The 15,388-nt window shown below is 32.2% G+C and carries 14 protein-coding genes; 5 read left to right on the forward strand and 9 right to left on the reverse strand.

What is annotated here, in order from left to right; all coding sequences use genetic code 11:
• Nucleotides 1-121: 121 nt before the first annotated feature.
• The 6 genes from aroB to CF599_RS13865 form a co-directional block, all read right to left on the reverse strand.
• Nucleotides 122-1,189 carry a 3-dehydroquinate synthase gene (aroB, locus tag CF599_RS13840; protein ID WP_121966602.1) on the reverse strand — a complete coding sequence of 356 codons (1,068 nt, stop codon included), beginning with the start codon at nucleotides 1,187-1,189 and terminating at the stop codon, nucleotides 122-124.
• A 324-nt stretch (nucleotides 1,190-1,513) separates the two neighbouring features.
• Nucleotides 1,514-1,984 (reverse strand): hypothetical protein, encoded by a 471-nt coding sequence (locus CF599_RS13845; RefSeq protein ID WP_121966603.1) that lies wholly within the window; start codon nucleotides 1,982-1,984, stop codon nucleotides 1,514-1,516.
• A gap of 60 nt (nucleotides 1,985-2,044) precedes the next feature.
• The gene (locus tag CF599_RS13850; protein ID WP_121966604.1) at nucleotides 2,045-2,374 is read right to left on the reverse strand and encodes a hypothetical protein; all 330 of its coding nucleotides are present in this window, start codon (nucleotides 2,372-2,374) and stop codon (nucleotides 2,045-2,047) included.
• Between the two features lie 198 nt (nucleotides 2,375-2,572).
• Nucleotides 2,573-2,947, reverse strand: a complete 375-nt coding sequence (locus CF599_RS13855) for a hypothetical protein (protein WP_254050320.1) — start codon at nucleotides 2,945-2,947, stop codon at nucleotides 2,573-2,575.
• 43 nt (nucleotides 2,948-2,990) lie between these two features.
• On the reverse strand, nucleotides 2,991-3,377 hold the full coding sequence (locus CF599_RS13860; protein ID WP_121966605.1) for a YbbC/YhhH family protein: 387 nt from the start codon (nucleotides 3,375-3,377) through the stop codon (nucleotides 2,991-2,993).
• 15 nt (nucleotides 3,378-3,392) lie between these two features.
• Nucleotides 3,393-3,830, reverse strand: a complete 438-nt coding sequence (locus CF599_RS13865; RefSeq protein ID WP_121966606.1) for a hypothetical protein — start codon at nucleotides 3,828-3,830, stop codon at nucleotides 3,393-3,395.
• A 761-nt stretch (nucleotides 3,831-4,591) separates the two neighbouring features.
• On the opposite strand from CF599_RS13865, the gene CF599_RS13870 reads away from it, so the two are divergent.
• The 3 genes from CF599_RS13870 (at nucleotide 4,592) to CF599_RS13885 (ending at nucleotide 9,756) form a co-directional block, all read left to right on the forward strand.
• Complete coding sequence (locus CF599_RS13870) at nucleotides 4,592-6,373, forward strand: hypothetical protein (protein ID WP_121966617.1); 1,782 nt, start codon at nucleotides 4,592-4,594, stop codon at nucleotides 6,371-6,373.
• Between the two features lie 594 nt (nucleotides 6,374-6,967).
• Entirely contained in the window at nucleotides 6,968-7,996 is a 1,029-nt protein-coding gene (locus tag CF599_RS13880; protein WP_121966607.1) for a LuxR C-terminal-related transcriptional regulator, read from the forward strand.
• Between the two features lie 587 nt (nucleotides 7,997-8,583).
• Nucleotides 8,584-9,756 (forward strand): proline dehydrogenase family protein, encoded by a 1,173-nt coding sequence (locus tag CF599_RS13885; RefSeq protein WP_121966608.1) that lies wholly within the window; start codon nucleotides 8,584-8,586, stop codon nucleotides 9,754-9,756.
• Nucleotides 9,757-9,852: 96 nt separating this feature from the next.
• Here CF599_RS13885 and CF599_RS13890 read toward each other — a convergent pair whose 3' ends face one another.
• The 3 genes from CF599_RS13890 to CF599_RS13900 form a co-directional block, all read right to left on the reverse strand.
• Complete coding sequence (locus CF599_RS13890) at nucleotides 9,853-10,464, reverse strand: porin family protein (RefSeq protein WP_121966609.1); 612 nt, start codon at nucleotides 10,462-10,464, stop codon at nucleotides 9,853-9,855.
• A 191-nt stretch (nucleotides 10,465-10,655) separates the two neighbouring features.
• On the reverse strand, nucleotides 10,656-11,318 hold the full coding sequence (gene ung, locus CF599_RS13895) for a uracil-DNA glycosylase (RefSeq protein ID WP_121966610.1): 663 nt from the start codon (nucleotides 11,316-11,318) through the stop codon (nucleotides 10,656-10,658).
• Nucleotides 11,319-11,428: 110 nt separating this feature from the next.
• Entirely contained in the window at nucleotides 11,429-12,067 is a 639-nt protein-coding gene (locus tag CF599_RS13900) for a helix-turn-helix domain-containing protein (protein ID WP_121966611.1), read from the reverse strand.
• Between the two features lie 803 nt (nucleotides 12,068-12,870).
• Between CF599_RS13900 and CF599_RS13905 the strand changes: the two genes are divergently transcribed.
• Nucleotides 12,871-14,151, forward strand: a complete 1,281-nt coding sequence (locus tag CF599_RS13905; protein ID WP_121966612.1) for a TolC family protein — start codon at nucleotides 12,871-12,873, stop codon at nucleotides 14,149-14,151.
• 18 nt (nucleotides 14,152-14,169) lie between these two features.
• Entirely contained in the window at nucleotides 14,170-15,270 is a 1,101-nt protein-coding gene (locus tag CF599_RS13910) for an efflux RND transporter periplasmic adaptor subunit (RefSeq protein WP_121966613.1), read from the forward strand.
• Nucleotides 15,271-15,388: the final 118 nt, after the last annotated feature.

Raw genomic sequence — 15,388 nt, forward strand, 5'->3', positions numbered from 1 at the left:
GAAACGCCTCACCTTGCGCCTTGAAGACACACAGAATTTAATATATAAAACATCTATTTTCACGAGCGCAAATGTAACAAATTAATACAATGAAATAGTAAAAATTGTTTGTTTTTAAACCTTAATTCAAATAGGCTTCTAACCCTTTTACTATCAACTCCTTGTTAACCTCAATATCATATACTGAAGTCCCTATTTTATCTAATAACACACAGCGGATATTACCGTTGTAGTTCTTTTTATCAAACTTAAGCCATTCTAATGCTCCTGCTATGTCCTCTTCTGTCATCTGCACTACACCATATATAGTGTGAATAGTCTCTTTTATATCTAAATATTCTGCTTCGGTAAGTTGCGCTAATTCCATAGAAATATAAGCCTCCACTACCATCCCTAATGCCACAGCCTCACCGTGTAGTAAGGTCTCCTTCTCTGCATGCATTAAGAAGTAACTCTCTACCGCATGCCCTATCGTATGTCCGAAATTTAATATCTTACGCAGTCCGTGCTCTTTAGGATCCTGTGTTACCACATCATTCTTTATTGTTACAGAATGATAGATCAACGTCTCTAAATCATTAAAATCAACGTTAGCAATATCCTTAAGATACGTATAATATTTATCATCAAATATCAAGCCGTGTTTAAGCATTTCTGCATAACCTGCTTTAATTTGTCTTGCCTCTAAAGTTTCTAGGTAATTAACGTCGATGATAAGCATCTTAGGCATAACGAATGAACCGATACAGTTCTTAATTCCATTTAAGTCTACACCTGTTTTTCCTCCTACAGAGGCATCTACCATCGCTAATAAAGAAGTGGGGATATTAATAAAGTCAATACCACGCATAAATACAGAAGCTATAAAACCTCCCATATCCGTGATCACTCCCCCTCCTACAGTAATGATCATACTCTTACGATCTCCACCTAGTTCTAACATAGTCTGTATCACTCCAGCACAAGTCTCTAGTACCTTATTCTCCTCACCTGCTTCTACTTCTATGATTTCAAAAGGTACTTCTGTAGGCAGATTACTTAGAAAATAGGGTAAACAATGCTCATAACAATTAGAATCCGTCAAGATAAAAAGCTTACTATAGCCATTGCTATTTAAATATGAACCTAGTTGTTCATACGCTTCCTGTCCAAATAAAATATCGTAATTCTCTGTTGTTATGTTCTCCATTTTGTAATCATTTGTTTACTACAAAATAAAGTATAAATATTTGAAATAACCATCGAATAAAGCTTTTTTAACGAATAAATTGAAAATGAGAACACATTAAATGATATTCTATTAATCTATAGCTTTAAACTAAGAGCTATAATTGTTTTTATATATGTTATTTAGAATATTGATAACTACTACTGTATTTCAGGAGAAGATATAAGACTATACATTATTATCACAAGAAAACACATAACGATATTTTAAGTTGACGTATGTAATCGTCCCTACGATTGTATGCTAATAGGACGTCATCTTAAATCGTTTTGAAGCCTATACTAATTAATAAGGTGTAAATAAACTATCAAGAATAAATTCTCTTTTATAAATACACTCAAATTCATCTGATACCGGCTCTAATGTAACTGATTTAATAGGTTTATCATTTGTATTTATAAAATTGCTTACTTTCCTTTTTAAATAATCACCATAATAAACATATACAATATGCCCCTTATAGTCTTTTACAAAAACTAGATTTATCACATCTATTGGAGGACAATTTTTTATAGCTACAACCATTGTATTGGTTCCATCAGGATTATCGTAAAACTCCAAAATAGTGTGATTAAATTCCTCATCAAAGAATACTATATCCAATTCCTCTAAAGATTTTATAAATAACCTTTCTAACTCTTTATTCTTGAATTCTAAAGGAGAAAGCACTTTATCATTAGACAAAGTATTTTCTATGTTTTCTCTTTTACAACTAAAGAGGGATATACTGAGGAAAAAAACTATTAAATATTTCATTTACTATAATATTATTATTTAATAAAATTAAGTGTACATACCTTCAAACAATCAAAATTATTAAGCATTATTTATCACATAGCGGAACAGTCTTTCTGCAACTTCTTGATCACTTAATTGTTCACTTTTATGATTATTCAATTCACTAATTGCATCTAAAAAAAAGTAGAAATCAAATAGATTCGAAAACTTTATCCCTTCAAATTCAAAATCTATCGTTCCTCCCGTTTCTTCAATATCAAAGAATCCAAGGTCATTTTCTAATCTAAGCGGGGATCTCATATATATCTCAATAACCTCTGACTCTACATTTAGACTTTGTATTTTGCAAAAATCCTTATAATTACTATCGGCTTCTCTAAAGTAATGCATTAGCTCTATTAATTTCATTATATATCTGTTATCAATTTAAATCATAAATTCTAACCAAAGCATCCAAAATTAATACTTTCCATCTTCCCTCTTCGAGATGACCCCACTGTAATAATGTTTTATCCTTCAATAAACTTTCTTTATCACGCACCATTTGCTGTGGTGTGGAGTAATCTCTTTGTATTCATTTGAATAAATAATATGTCTTAAAGTATATCAAACCTGTTTGAACCATTTATGTTGAAAAGCAAATTGCCATTTTTTCATATATTCAGTAAAATCTGTATTCCAAAATAATGGAGACGAGCAGAACTCAGTTAATTCCTCATTAAAGACTTCAAACCTTCTTTCAAACATTACATCATTATCGTCAAAAACAGATATTACATCTGAATATTGTTTTTTTATAATACTATCAACGTCTTCCTTTTTTAATCCCTTATTTCTCATAGTATTCAACTCACTAAAAAAAGCATAAACAAAACTCATATACTCTTCAAATGTTAATTTTGACATTACAGAATATGTTAACTTGCTTCCTATAAGATATTTAACATTATCCCTTAATATAGTGACGCTATTTTCTTCCATAAATATTATAATTTAAAACAATCAACAAAGGAATCATATATTTTCACTTATCATGAAACATTTTTTCAACTTTTCCATTATTCTTATTCAATTCAATATAAAACACTCCCCCTTCCCATCCTTCAGGCAAATTTCCTTGTATGCACCATATAGAATCTTGTTTTAATGCAATATTATAAGGTCTTTGTTTTACAATATTATTCTCGCCATATACTTTATACAATATTGTCTCCGCTATCCTAATAGCCGTGCTATCATTAGGTATAAAACCATCTATAGGCTTTATACTCTCAACATTTTCATAATAACTAGATTCGATAAGACCGTTCTTTATTTTTAGGAATTGAATATCTTCTTTTAGAACAGTTTCCTTTTCTTTTTGACAAGACATTAAGCCTCCCAAAACTAGTATGTATAGTATCTTTTTCATAATTTTCGTTATAAACTAAAAGAAACGATTCCCCTCTTCCTTCCCAAAGTATTTCTTAGCTAATGATCTATATTTATTTACATTAAACGTAATAATTGGCTTATTCTTTCCGTCAAATATAACCATCGCTGTTCCCTTTTTAAACTTAGTAATATCTACTAAATAGGTCTGACCCTCTGTCTTAAACTTTAACTGCCTAGCATTAGTTCTACCTACAAACATCTGATCAGTAGCAGGTCCATATTTATTATAAAGGGAATTAGCCGTATTAGTATGCTCAACATTTGGCCCGCCGACCTTCTCATTTTCAACAAAGAACATCCCTTTAGATGGCGCTTCAAGCATTATTCCAAATTCCATCTTAGCCTCAGGACTAACTACTGCCACATATCTTGATGAACAAGAAGTAAAAAAAAGTATAACCCAAGAATATAATAGTAATTGCTTTTTCATAATCTATAATTATTAAGATAGTCTAAAAACCATCCTCTTGATAATATTCTAAACCTTTTGTAATTTTAACTAAAAATACAAAAAAAGAATTATACATCGATATTAAAGTATTGGTTCGTAATTAAATCAAAAATCCCCTACACCCTCTCCCATACCTATATTATTTTCACTACCTTTGTCTACAGTAAAGACTTTAAAATCAATGCGCTCGCATTGAGAATATTCTTCTGAATAAAGTCTAGTACATTTCTCAGAAAAGAAAGCACAAACCACAGTTTTCTAAACCTATTTTCAAAAATTTTAACGATTTTTTTAACAGCATAAACAAGGCTGCATTGCAGTATTTATAAGGCTTTGCTCACGGTTTATTCGGGGCTTATTCGGAAAACACCCTAGTTTTCCGAACTTCTTGCGAAGAAGTCCCGAACAACTACCGAATAAACCCTTGTGAAGTCTTGTTATCACTGGGTTTAGGCGATGTATAAAATTACTAAAAAAGACGTATTTGTTAAATTTTTAACAACCTGTGATTTGTCCTATTTTAACCAATAAATTAACATTTTATAGTTCTCATAGTGAACTAATTGAACATAAAGCCATTACTCTATTCTCCTAGAGTTACCTATTCTAATATCCTGCCAATATAGATGGGGTGAAATAGATTAATTAATTGCTAATATTCACATTTTATGATATTTGTCACTTTTTTAATGGAATTAATTAGAGAATTTCCCCGACTGATTAAAAACATAACAAACCAAATGAAATTAAAACCACTACATTCATTCCATATTCCTGTAATGGGGTTGGCTTATACGATTGATAGTCCGATACGGGTTGCCCAATATGGTTTTTCATCAACTATCTCAGTGATGGATGATGAGCTAATAGAACGTATGAACAAGTTCTATTGTGAGAAATTCGAATTGCCTTACCAAGAGATTACAAAGAAGATAGAGGACTTTAGAGCAAAGCGTATTACAGCTTATCTTAATACACTAGATACTATCGTTAAAGGCAAATTTGACAATCTGAAGAATAGCTTTATAGAAAGTAAAAAGGAAGTCGAAGACTATATCGATATGCTTCCTTCTGTATCCGAGATTAGAAAGAATCTACAGCATCATCTCGATGAAAAGCTGTCTATCGATAATCTTAAGAGTATTCTAGATCAATATCTTACTCCGGGAGATATTGATGTGAATATTATGACTAAGGTAGATAAGGAGAATTATGATAAGAAGGTAGCACTACCTGTAGAGTATAATGATGCACACGCAGCATTGCGCGGTTTTGCTAATAGTACTTTACATTCTTCTGTAGTCTTATCAGCTGGGATGAATCCTCGCTTATTTGGTTATTTTGAAGAGTTTGATGCCTTTTATCCAACTGCCAATGGAGACCTTCAAAAGAAGATCATCCTTAAAGTAAGTGATTTTAGATCAGCATTAATTCAAGGAAATTTCTTAGCGAAGAAAGGACTTTGGGTATCGGAATACCGCATCGAATCAGGGCTTAACTGTGGAGGACACGCCTTCGCTACGGAGGGGTATCTAATGGGAGCTATTCTAAAAGAGTTTAAAGAAAGAAGAGAAGAATTAATCGCTTCTACACACGATTTGCTAGTGAAGTCATTAACTCAAAAAGAGAGATATGTACCTACAACTCCTCTTGACTTAAAAGTAACTGCTCAAGGTGGTGTAGGAACAGCTGCAGAGCATCAGTTCTTATTAGATATCTATGCAGTGGATTCTGTGGGTTGGGGATCGCCGTTCTTATTAGTTCCTGAGGCTACTTCTGTCGATCAACAAACACGTGATTTATTAGCAAATGCAAAAGAGGAAGATCTATACTTAAGTGATATATCTCCTTTAGGAGTGCCGTTTAACAGTGTTAAGGGAACTACTAATGAATACTTTAAATCTGGTAGAATAGAGAAAAACAAAGCAGGTAGCTCTTGTCCTCGTAAGTATCTTGCACTAAATAAAGAGTATGATAATGAGGGGCTGTGTACAGCTTCTAGAAAGTATCAAACCATACAGATAGATGCTTTAATGGAGCAAAAGGATACAATGACAAAACAAGATTTTGATGCTAAGTATGACCAAATCACAGGAAAAGCTTGTCTATGTATTGGCCTAGCCAATGCTTCTTTCTTAGAGCATAACTTACCAATCAAAGGAGAATCTCAAGGGGTCGCTATCTGTCCTGGACCAAATATAGCGTACTTTACTAAAGAGGTTTCTCTTAAGCGTATGGTTAACCATATCTATGGTAGAGATAATGTAATCGATACAGTAGAACGTCCACACTTCTTAATAAAGGAATTGAGAATGTATTTAGATCACTATAGAAAGGAATTAAAAGCTATCGAGTCTGATAGTGCTATGCCTAGAATAAAGAAACTGGCAAAGACTAAACAGAATATGCTAGACGGAATCAGTTATTATCAAACGCTATTTGCCAATGATATGACTTACTTCGTACAGGATAAAGAATCGATATTAAAGGAATTAAAAGATATCGAATTAGAGTTAAATTAATTATTTGGAGCCCAATTTTAGAATTGGGCTCTTTTGTTTTTTTGTCTTTTTGTGATGTCGTTTTTTTGTTGTTTGCCTTCGGCATAGGGTGATGTAGATTGTGGATATGGTTTATCAAGCTTTATAAATATAATGTGGTTCTTCTCAAATACTTTGTAAGGAGACCTAGTGAGTGGAAGGAGTTTTATAATTTGTCTTAAAAAATCAGAACAGATATAAATAAGAATTACACACTGTTATTCAATGACATACATTGTCCCCCAATGTCCACCTAGCCTTTTTTAACGTGTAAAGAAACAGTTTTAATAGAGGACTAGACTAATTTTTTGAGTATTTTCGCGGATTGAAAGCGTAAAAGTGCCTTATACTTCTATTGCTTTTAACCTAGAATAAGTGATAGACAGATAAACGAAAAGCAATTATACAAGATAGATCTGAATTAGTGATTAAAGCATATTGTAGTATGGTTTTAGAACTAATGAAAGAGCTATGAAGTAGAATTGTTTTGTAGTATTTGGCTGACGCTGATTCTGGGTTTAGTATAAATTACTATTCTGTTTTTATAATATAAAAAGGAATAGGTATAAATAATATATGATTCCACCACCACTATTAAATCAGTTTCCTTTTTTTGAATCGGATACCCCTAAATACATTATTATAGGGTTGTATTACGGTATTTCGTTTCTATCTCTTATTATCCTATTTACCCTATATATCAGTTTTAAATATAAGAAACTAGGGTTTAACTTGCTCTTGCAGTTGAGTGTATTTCTGAGCTTTTTGACGAAGGATATCATCTATTTTTATATGCCTGATCATCACGCTACTATTGGATATTTAGTTGCTTGGAACATTGGAACCTCCTTAGTGCTATTGATCTTACAGCCCTACCCTTTCTTGCGTTTTAAGCATAAGCAGCAGTTTTACAAGACAGGGATTATTGTGTTATTTGCCCTAATAGCGATAGAGTTAATCTCTAATTTGTTTATTATTCCTAGAGAAGGGAATAGCTTTATACATCCTATAACGACGTTACTAACGATTCTTGCGTTGTACCTATTCTTTATCCTAAACCACAGTTATAGTTATAAAAACTATATTTCGTTTTTGATAATCTGTATAGCGACTACCACTATTATATTAGCACCATCTGTGAATGATAAGCTATTTGAGTTATTTATAGTATGGCCAACATTGCGTTTAATGGGATTGCCTATTCTTATCGCTTCTAGTTGTATCACACTTCTAGAATTAAAAAAAGTAAGTGAGAGGAACTCTATTTATAAAAAACATATCTATCAGTATATGGATATGATAAAGGACTACCATACTCAGTTAGAGCACGAGAAGAGTATCAATGCAGATATTATTACTAGAAATAACGAGGAGAAATCAGCGTCAAAAGAGGAACCTCTATTCCAAATAAAGAATAAATACAGTCTGACTGATCGCGAACTTGAGGTATTGAGCTTGTTATGGGAAGGGGCGACTAATAAGGAAATAGCTGATGAACTGTTTATCTCTGTTAATACGTGTAAATACCATATTAGTAAGATTTATATCAAACTAGATATTAACTCAAGAGCGCAGATATATGCGATTAAAGACAAGATGGAATAGGTCATTTACTTCTAAAGTGATTTGAGTAAACTGATTAGTTAATTCTTTTTCGCTACGCGGTTAATTCTTTACTTTTTTGTCTTGACACCAAAAAGTAACAAAAAAAGTCAAGGCTCAACCTAGATTGTGGTCTTCTTACATTTCAATTTAAACTAATATCCCAAACTCGCTATCGCTCAAACAGGGATAACCGTTTTCAAATTTTCAATGAGAAGACACTCACAACCTAGCTTAGGCCATCACGACTTCGTAAGAATAATGGTTTTAATACAATCATTTCTTTTAGAATAAGTAGTCTAGAAGCTGCAAGCGTCTACTTGTGGTTTTATAACTTTTTCTCTGCTAAAAAGTGAAAATATATTTGTTGTAATTGAATTTAAGTACCTACTGATACAAGTCTAGTTTGTATATATGAGGCCAATAAAGCAATTAGATATAATTATTGAACCATTAAAAAGAGAACACTGCATAATCTGTAGTCATTTTCTAAAAAAGCAGTAAATTTAAAATAAGGGCATAAATACCGAAAACTATTAAATTATTATTAAAAGAGTAATTATATTTGCCTAACGAATTTACTTTTTATAATGAAAAATTTATTTAATAATACTGAAGTAGCTTTTGCTCTTAAGAATAATAAAGAATTAAAGAGAGCTCATTTTTTATTTAAAATGATTAGCAAGCCTACTCTAGTAAAATTGGGTTCTTCCCTTGCAAACTTTGCAATCAAAACACATTTGCCTGTTACTGGTTTAATCCGTTCAACTGTATTTGATCACTTCTGTGGTGGGATTAGTGAAGAAGATTGCCTAAGCGTAGTAGATAATATGTACGCTAAAGGTAGTGTAGCATCTGTATTAGATTATTCTGTAGAAGGTAAGGAAACAGAAAAGCAATTTGATGCAGCTTTAAATATGACTTTAAAGACTATCGAGTATGCTAAACAACGTCCTGACTCTATTCCTTTTGCTGTATTTAAACCTACTGGTTTTGGTAGATTTGATATGTTCGTTAAAAAAGGTGAGAAAGTAGCTTTCACTGCTGAGGAAGAGAAAGAATGGGAACGTATCCTTTACCGTTTTAACATGGCGTGTAAATTTGCTTTTGATAATAATGTATTATTGCTTATCGATGCTGAACACAGCTGGATGCAAGAGGCTGCTGATGATATCTGTCTAGATATGATGCGCAAATACAACAAAGAGAAAGCGCTTATCTATAATACTGCACAGATGTACCGTTGGGACAGATTACAGTATCTAAAAGACCTACACGATATCGCTAAAGCTGAAGGATTCCACGTTGGTATGAAAGTAGTACGTGGTGCATATATGGAAGTAGAACGCGAAAGAGCTACTGAGAAGGGGTATAAATCTCCTATCTGTGTAGATAAAGCTGCTACTGATGTTAACTATGATGCTGCTGTTACTTATATGTTAGATAACATCGATACTATGGCATTATTCGCTGGTACACATAATGAGAAGAGTTCTTACTTAATCATTGACTTACTAGAGAAACACAATATCGCACACAATGACCGTAGATTATACTTCGGACAATTATATGGTATGAGTGATAATATTAGCTTTAATTTAGCAAAAGAGAAGTTTAATGTAGCTAAATACTTACCATTCGGACCTGTACGTGATGTAATTCCTTATTTGATCAGAAGAGCACAAGAGAATACTTCTGTTGCTGGTCAAACAAATAGAGAGTTAGATCTTATCGAAACAGAACTAAAAAGAAGAAAACTGTAATTAATTACGAATTATAATTATATAAAAAAACCGGAAGCTTTATAGGCTTCCGGTTTTTTTATGTGGTATTGTTTCACGGCACGAATGTATACTTAGTTAGAACTTATACCCTAGCCCTATCATAAATGCAAAGTTCTTATTGTTTACAGGAACATCTTTAAACACATCGATTAATCCAAAGTTAACTCTAGTATCTATAAATAGGTTATTCTTAAAGTCATATCCTAAACCTGCATTAATCCCTAAATCAAACTTATTTACTAAACTTCCAATATCACCTGTTTTTCCATTAACTTCTCCTTCAGTTTTAACAGCAAAGCTAAACTGTGGACCCGCTTGTATATTAAATCCTTCAGTAACAAAGTATTTAGCCATAACAGGGATAGCGATATAGTTCATATTTACTTTCCCACTATAAGAAGTCGTAAAGGGTAAATCAATACTCTCTAATTTCCCACCCATTGTAGTATATACTAATTCTCCTTGTAAGGCAAATCTAGGTGCTAAACGCACTTCAGCAACACCTCCTATATGGAAACCTGACTTCCCTACTAGATCATCAATATTATTAATGATTGTTTGGTTAAATCCTGCTCTGATACCAAATTGTACTTTAGGTTTTTCACCATTAGTAGATGTACTGTTCTGAGCTGTTGCTATTGTAGAGATAGATAGCAAAGCAAAAATGCTAAGTATAGTTTTTTTCATATGTATTATGTTATGTTTATATTAACAAATATAACCTAATAGACTTAGGTTTCATACACATTAATCAATTCTAGATTGGTGTTTTTTTAAGAGTTATTGATTTGTTCACACAGTATATTATGTATTGTGCTTATAGGTAATCCTTATGCCTGAAATGCAAACAAATTTTTAATTCCTAATTCATAATTGAATTAAACCTTCCAATCTATTGTTTTGATTCCTTTCGAAGCTAGATAGTCATTTGATTTAGAGAAGGGTTTACTGCCATAGAATCCTCTGTATACTGATAAAGGAGATGGATGTACAGTCTCTATCACACAGTGCTTAGAGCGATCTATATTCTTTCCTTTTTTCTGTGCGTAGCTTCCCCATAGGATAAATACAATATCCTCACGGTGTGTGCTTAGTTGTTCTATAACTGCATCAGTGAACTTCTCCCAACCAATCTTTTGGTGAGAACCTGCTTTCTTTTCTTCTACAGTTAGGGTAGCGTTTAATAAGAATACCCCCTGCTCTGCCCATTTGCTTAAATCCCCATTAAGATTACGGATGCCTAGATCACTTTCTAGCTCCTTATAGATATTCACCAAGCTCGGAGGTAGTTTAACACCTTTACTTACGCTAAAAGATAGGCCATTTGCCTGAAAAGCACCATGGTATGGGTCTTGACCAATGATAACTACTTTTACGTCTTTAAAATCTACTAAATCAAAAGCTTTATAAACCTCTTCTTTAGGTGGGAATACCATTGATGTCTCGTATAGAGAATCAACTGTTTCCATTAGTGTTTTAAAGTAAGGCGAAGACATTTCTTCTTTTAAATAGCTATTCCAACCTAGTGATTTTATATTCATCTTTTTTTTTCAAATATAGGGCATTTAGTTTTATTCACGTATTTAGAAATTATTATATATAGATAAGGCTAAGCACAGTGCTTAGCCTTATCTATATATAAAGTTACTGTTTATAATTCAGTAGCCGTTTTCATATTTGGTAAAAATGCACCTCTTACACAGAATACTTCTCTAACGTCTCCTGGTTTAACTTGAATATTCTCAAAACTAGGATTATCACTTATTAATAATAAAGTACCATCCTCTGCTATACGCTTAAAACGGTAAATAACAATCCCTTTATCTTTAAGAATAAACAGATAGATATGCCATAGTTGCAAATCTTTTAATGTTATTCTCTTAGTAATCACATAAGAAGTCATCTTTATCGTCGGATACATATTATCTACAGAAACCTGAAATGCTGTATCTACTTCTTCTGTAGTAGGGAATACATAACTCGGTGCAGTAGCTAATGTCTTCTCAGAGTCTAGAAAGTATTCAAAGTGATGGTCTATAGAGATCATCTTTACTTTTCTCTTGTGATAGCTAGTATTGTATACTGCTGTCGAATCAGAAAAAAACAGTTCGTTTAAATCAATCTTGTGTTCCTTACAAAGTGCAATTAACCCTTCGTACTGTAAACTATCTCTTTTTTTCCACGAAGAAATAGTGTTTGGTTTAACATCAAGAATTTCAGAAAGTTGAAGATCAGTCTTAATCCCCATCATTCTCTTTAGTTTTTTGATTACTCCTGTTGCATCTTGCATAGCTTCAATTTTTAGTATTTATTTTCTCTTTAAATTTATTTTTTATTATTACTGTATCATTTGAAGTCTCAATCGCCTTCAAAATGATAAAATTCAAATAATTCGTTTAATGACTCTCTGTCCTTAAATTCTTACAGAATAGTATAATCTGTACTAATTAGTAATTCTTAGAAACCTAGTCATTACGGCTCATGCTAGATAATACCTAACATTCAAAACCTGTACTACTTCAGTAGATTTTCAATATTGATATAGTACAAAATACAAAATTTCAATCATAATAAATCATAATATTCAAACAATATGCATTTAATGCTGTGCATAAATTCTCAATAATATACGCCATTTTGATAATCACAATAATTTTGCCATCTTTTTATAATAAAAAGCAGGTTACAAACCATGATTAATTCACAATAAAGCATATCTGATTAAGTTTTTTTACGAATCATCACATCACGTATTGTAGTTTAACAATGAATACAAAGATTATTTTTGTGTTACTTTATTGTTGTTTTCTATTTTTGGCTTCTTTTTTGCAATAAGTATATTATGGGATAAACGAATTCTTTGTACTATCTATTCAAAAGTTAATGTTTTTAACAAATGATAATAATTCATTATCTTGTAGAGAAGTGCATTTAGAACAAATGAAAAGAGATATACTATATAATGCGATGTTTTAAAATAGTAGCTAAATAATTTTCTAATCGTATTCTAATGTTGTTTTAATCTGTATCTAATCAAATTCAAAGTGCCCTATAAGTATCAAGTAATAATTTTGACCTTAAAATAAATAGACTATGTTTAAAAATACTTTAGTAACCGTTTTATGTGCTTTAAGCTTGGGTGCTTTTGCTCAGAATGGCGACAAGAAAACACTAATTCTGTCAAAAGAAAGTGCTGAAGCAATGTTCTTAGAGCAGAATCTAGATCTTATTGCTAAAAATCTTGAAATATCGCAAGCTGAAGCCCAATTATTACAAGCTCGTTTATGGCCTAACCCTACTTTCGAGGTTTCTGAAGTTAACTTCTGGAAAACTTCAGGCATAGAAGAACAGCCAAAACTAATAGGCAACTGGGGGGAATCACAACAATACGCCTTTAGAGTAGAGCAAATGATCCAAACGGGGGGTAAACGAAAAAAGACTATCGAGTTACAAAAACTAACTATAGAAGAGAAAAGACAGGAGTTTGAGAGTATTCTTAGAGAACTTAAACTAGAGTTGAGAAATAATCTTTCTGATATCCAAATGCTTCAAGAACAACGTAAGATATATGACAAGCAGATAGAAAACAGTCAAACCTTAACACTAGCGTATAAGAATCAGCTAAAACAAGGTAACATTAGCCAAGCGGAATATATTAGGCTAAAAGCTGCTGAACTTCAATTTAAAAAGGAATTGCTTAATATCAATAAAGATTTAGAAGAAGCAATCAAAGACTTTAAGAATTACATCAGTATAGGTAACAATACACAAATAGAAATAACTGATTTACTAATCGCTCCAAATAAAGAGATTTCTGAACTTAAATTAGAAGACTGGATTATCACAGCACAAGAAGAAAGACCGGATGCCTTAAAGAGCAAAACACTAGAGAAACAATCCGTAAAGAGATTTGAAATAGAGAAAGCACAACGCGTACCTGATATTACATTAGGTGTAGATTATGATAGAGGAGGTAATATTATGCGTGACTTTATCGGTTTTGGAGTCTCATTTGATTTGCCAATATTTGATAGAAATAAGGGAAACATTAAAGAAGCGAAGATTGATATAGAATTAGCTAAACTAGATACACAAACCAAGCTAAACGAAATAGCTAATGATATCATAGAGGCATTCAGAAACTACCATCACGTGGAAGCTTTGTATAAAGACATTGATAATGATTACGAAAATCAACTAGATCAATTACTAGAAGCCTATCATAAAAACTTCCAAAAGAGAAACGTTAACTTAATGGAATATTTAGACTTTGTAGAAGCCTATATAGAAAATAAGACTATCCTATTAGAAACTAAAAAAGATCTAAATGATCACTTCGAGAAACTACAGTATGCTGTGGGGAAAGAATTATAAGAATTAAACTAAACTACAATGACAAAATATTCTATACTTACATTAGCCTTATTAAATATAGCCTTAGTTAGCTGTAATAAGGGAAGTCAAAATACCGAAGAGGCAACTCCTACTCAAGAATGTCTATCTGAAGCAATGAAGAGCACGCTGAAGATGGAGAAAGTGACGCTTAGATCAGTAGAGCGTAGCTTAACTTTAAATGGATATATCGATTATAATCAAGATAAGACAGTTCCTTATAACAGTTTAGTAGATGGATTAGTCTCTAACACCTATTTCTCTTTAGGAGATTATGTTACGAAAGGTCAATTACTAGCTGAGATAAAAAGTACTGATACCAATGAGATTTACAGTGAGTTAAAATCTAATGAAGCAGAATTAAAAGTAGCGCTTAGAGAGTTGGAATCTGTAGAGTCTATGCATAAAGATGGTATCTCTTCTCAAAAAGAGTTAATAGAAGCTCAGGAAGATGTAAAAACCTTAAAAAGCAAAGTAGCTGCTTCTAAAAGTAGCTTAGCGATATTTAATAGCCGTGGTGAATCTGGCGTAGTTAAAGTAGTCGCTCCACAGTCTGGATATATTGTCACTAAAAGTATTAGTACAGGTATGACAGTCAATGCAGGTGATGAACCCTTATTCACTATAGCAGATCTATCTGATGTATGGATTATGGCTAATGTCTATGCTGCTAATATGCGCCATATACAACCTAATCAAGAGGTACAGGTCTCTACCCTAGCCTATCCTGATGAATACTTCGCCGGAAAGGTAACTAAAGTATCACAAGTATTTGATGCAGAAGAACGCGTGCTTAAAGCACAAATCTCAATGACTAATAAAGAGATGAAGTTAAAGCCTGGTATGTCTGCTGATATTAGCATTCAATTAGAAACGAATGATGGTAAATTATTAGCCATTCCCAATACAGCGATCATCTTTGACAATAATCAAAATTATGTAGTCGTCTATAAAAATGACTGTGAACAAGAGATCAGAAAGATAACACCTGTATCTAAAAATAGTATCTATACGTATGTAACCGATGGTGTAAAGGAAAATGAAATGGTTGTTACTACAAATGAATTACTAATCTATGAGCAATTAACTAACAAATTGTAATGAAGTCGTCTTGACTTTTGTAAAATAAAGAAGGGTTATAGAAATTTGTGTCGCTAAACAAACAAAACCTACAACCCCGTGTACCAAGTACTCCACAAAGATAGTATAGAATTAGATA

This window comes from Myroides sp. N17-2, from assembly GCF_002286775.1.
In the GTDB taxonomy this organism is placed as follows: domain Bacteria; phylum Bacteroidota; class Bacteroidia; order Flavobacteriales; family Flavobacteriaceae; genus Flavobacterium.

Excerpts from the sequence above, each read along its gene's own strand:
- CF599_RS13910 (WP_121966613.1), top strand. The coding sequence starts at position 14,170 with ATGACAAAATATTCTATACTTACATTAGCCTTATTAAATATAGCCTTA.
- CF599_RS13885 (WP_121966608.1), top strand. The coding sequence starts at position 8,584 with ATGAAAAATTTATTTAATAATACTGAAGTAGCTTTTGCTCTTAAGAAT.
- CF599_RS13870 (WP_121966617.1), top strand. The coding sequence starts at position 4,592 with ATGAAATTAAAACCACTACATTCATTCCATATTCCTGTAATGGGGTTG.
- ung (WP_121966610.1), bottom strand. The coding sequence starts at position 11,318 with ATGAATATAAAATCACTAGGTTGGAATAGCTATTTAAAAGAAGAAATG.
- CF599_RS13890 (WP_121966609.1), bottom strand. The coding sequence starts at position 10,464 with ATGAAAAAAACTATACTTAGCATTTTTGCTTTGCTATCTATCTCTACA.
- CF599_RS13845 (WP_121966603.1), bottom strand. The coding sequence starts at position 1,984 with ATGAAATATTTAATAGTTTTTTTCCTCAGTATATCCCTCTTTAGTTGT.
- CF599_RS13905 (WP_121966612.1), top strand. The coding sequence starts at position 12,871 with ATGTTTAAAAATACTTTAGTAACCGTTTTATGTGCTTTAAGCTTGGGT.
- CF599_RS13850 (WP_121966604.1), bottom strand. The coding sequence starts at position 2,374 with ATGAAATTAATAGAGCTAATGCATTACTTTAGAGAAGCCGATAGTAAT.
- CF599_RS13855 (WP_254050320.1), bottom strand. The coding sequence starts at position 2,947 with ATGGAAGAAAATAGCGTCACTATATTAAGGGATAATGTTAAATATCTT.
- aroB (WP_121966602.1), bottom strand. The coding sequence starts at position 1,189 with ATGGAGAACATAACAACAGAGAATTACGATATTTTATTTGGACAGGAA.
- CF599_RS13900 (WP_121966611.1), bottom strand. The coding sequence starts at position 12,067 with ATGCAAGATGCAACAGGAGTAATCAAAAAACTAAAGAGAATGATGGGG.
- CF599_RS13860 (WP_121966605.1), bottom strand. The coding sequence starts at position 3,377 with ATGAAAAAGATACTATACATACTAGTTTTGGGAGGCTTAATGTCTTGT.
- CF599_RS13865 (WP_121966606.1), bottom strand. The coding sequence starts at position 3,830 with ATGAAAAAGCAATTACTATTATATTCTTGGGTTATACTTTTTTTTACT.
- CF599_RS13880 (WP_121966607.1), top strand. The coding sequence starts at position 6,968 with ATGATTCCACCACCACTATTAAATCAGTTTCCTTTTTTTGAATCGGAT.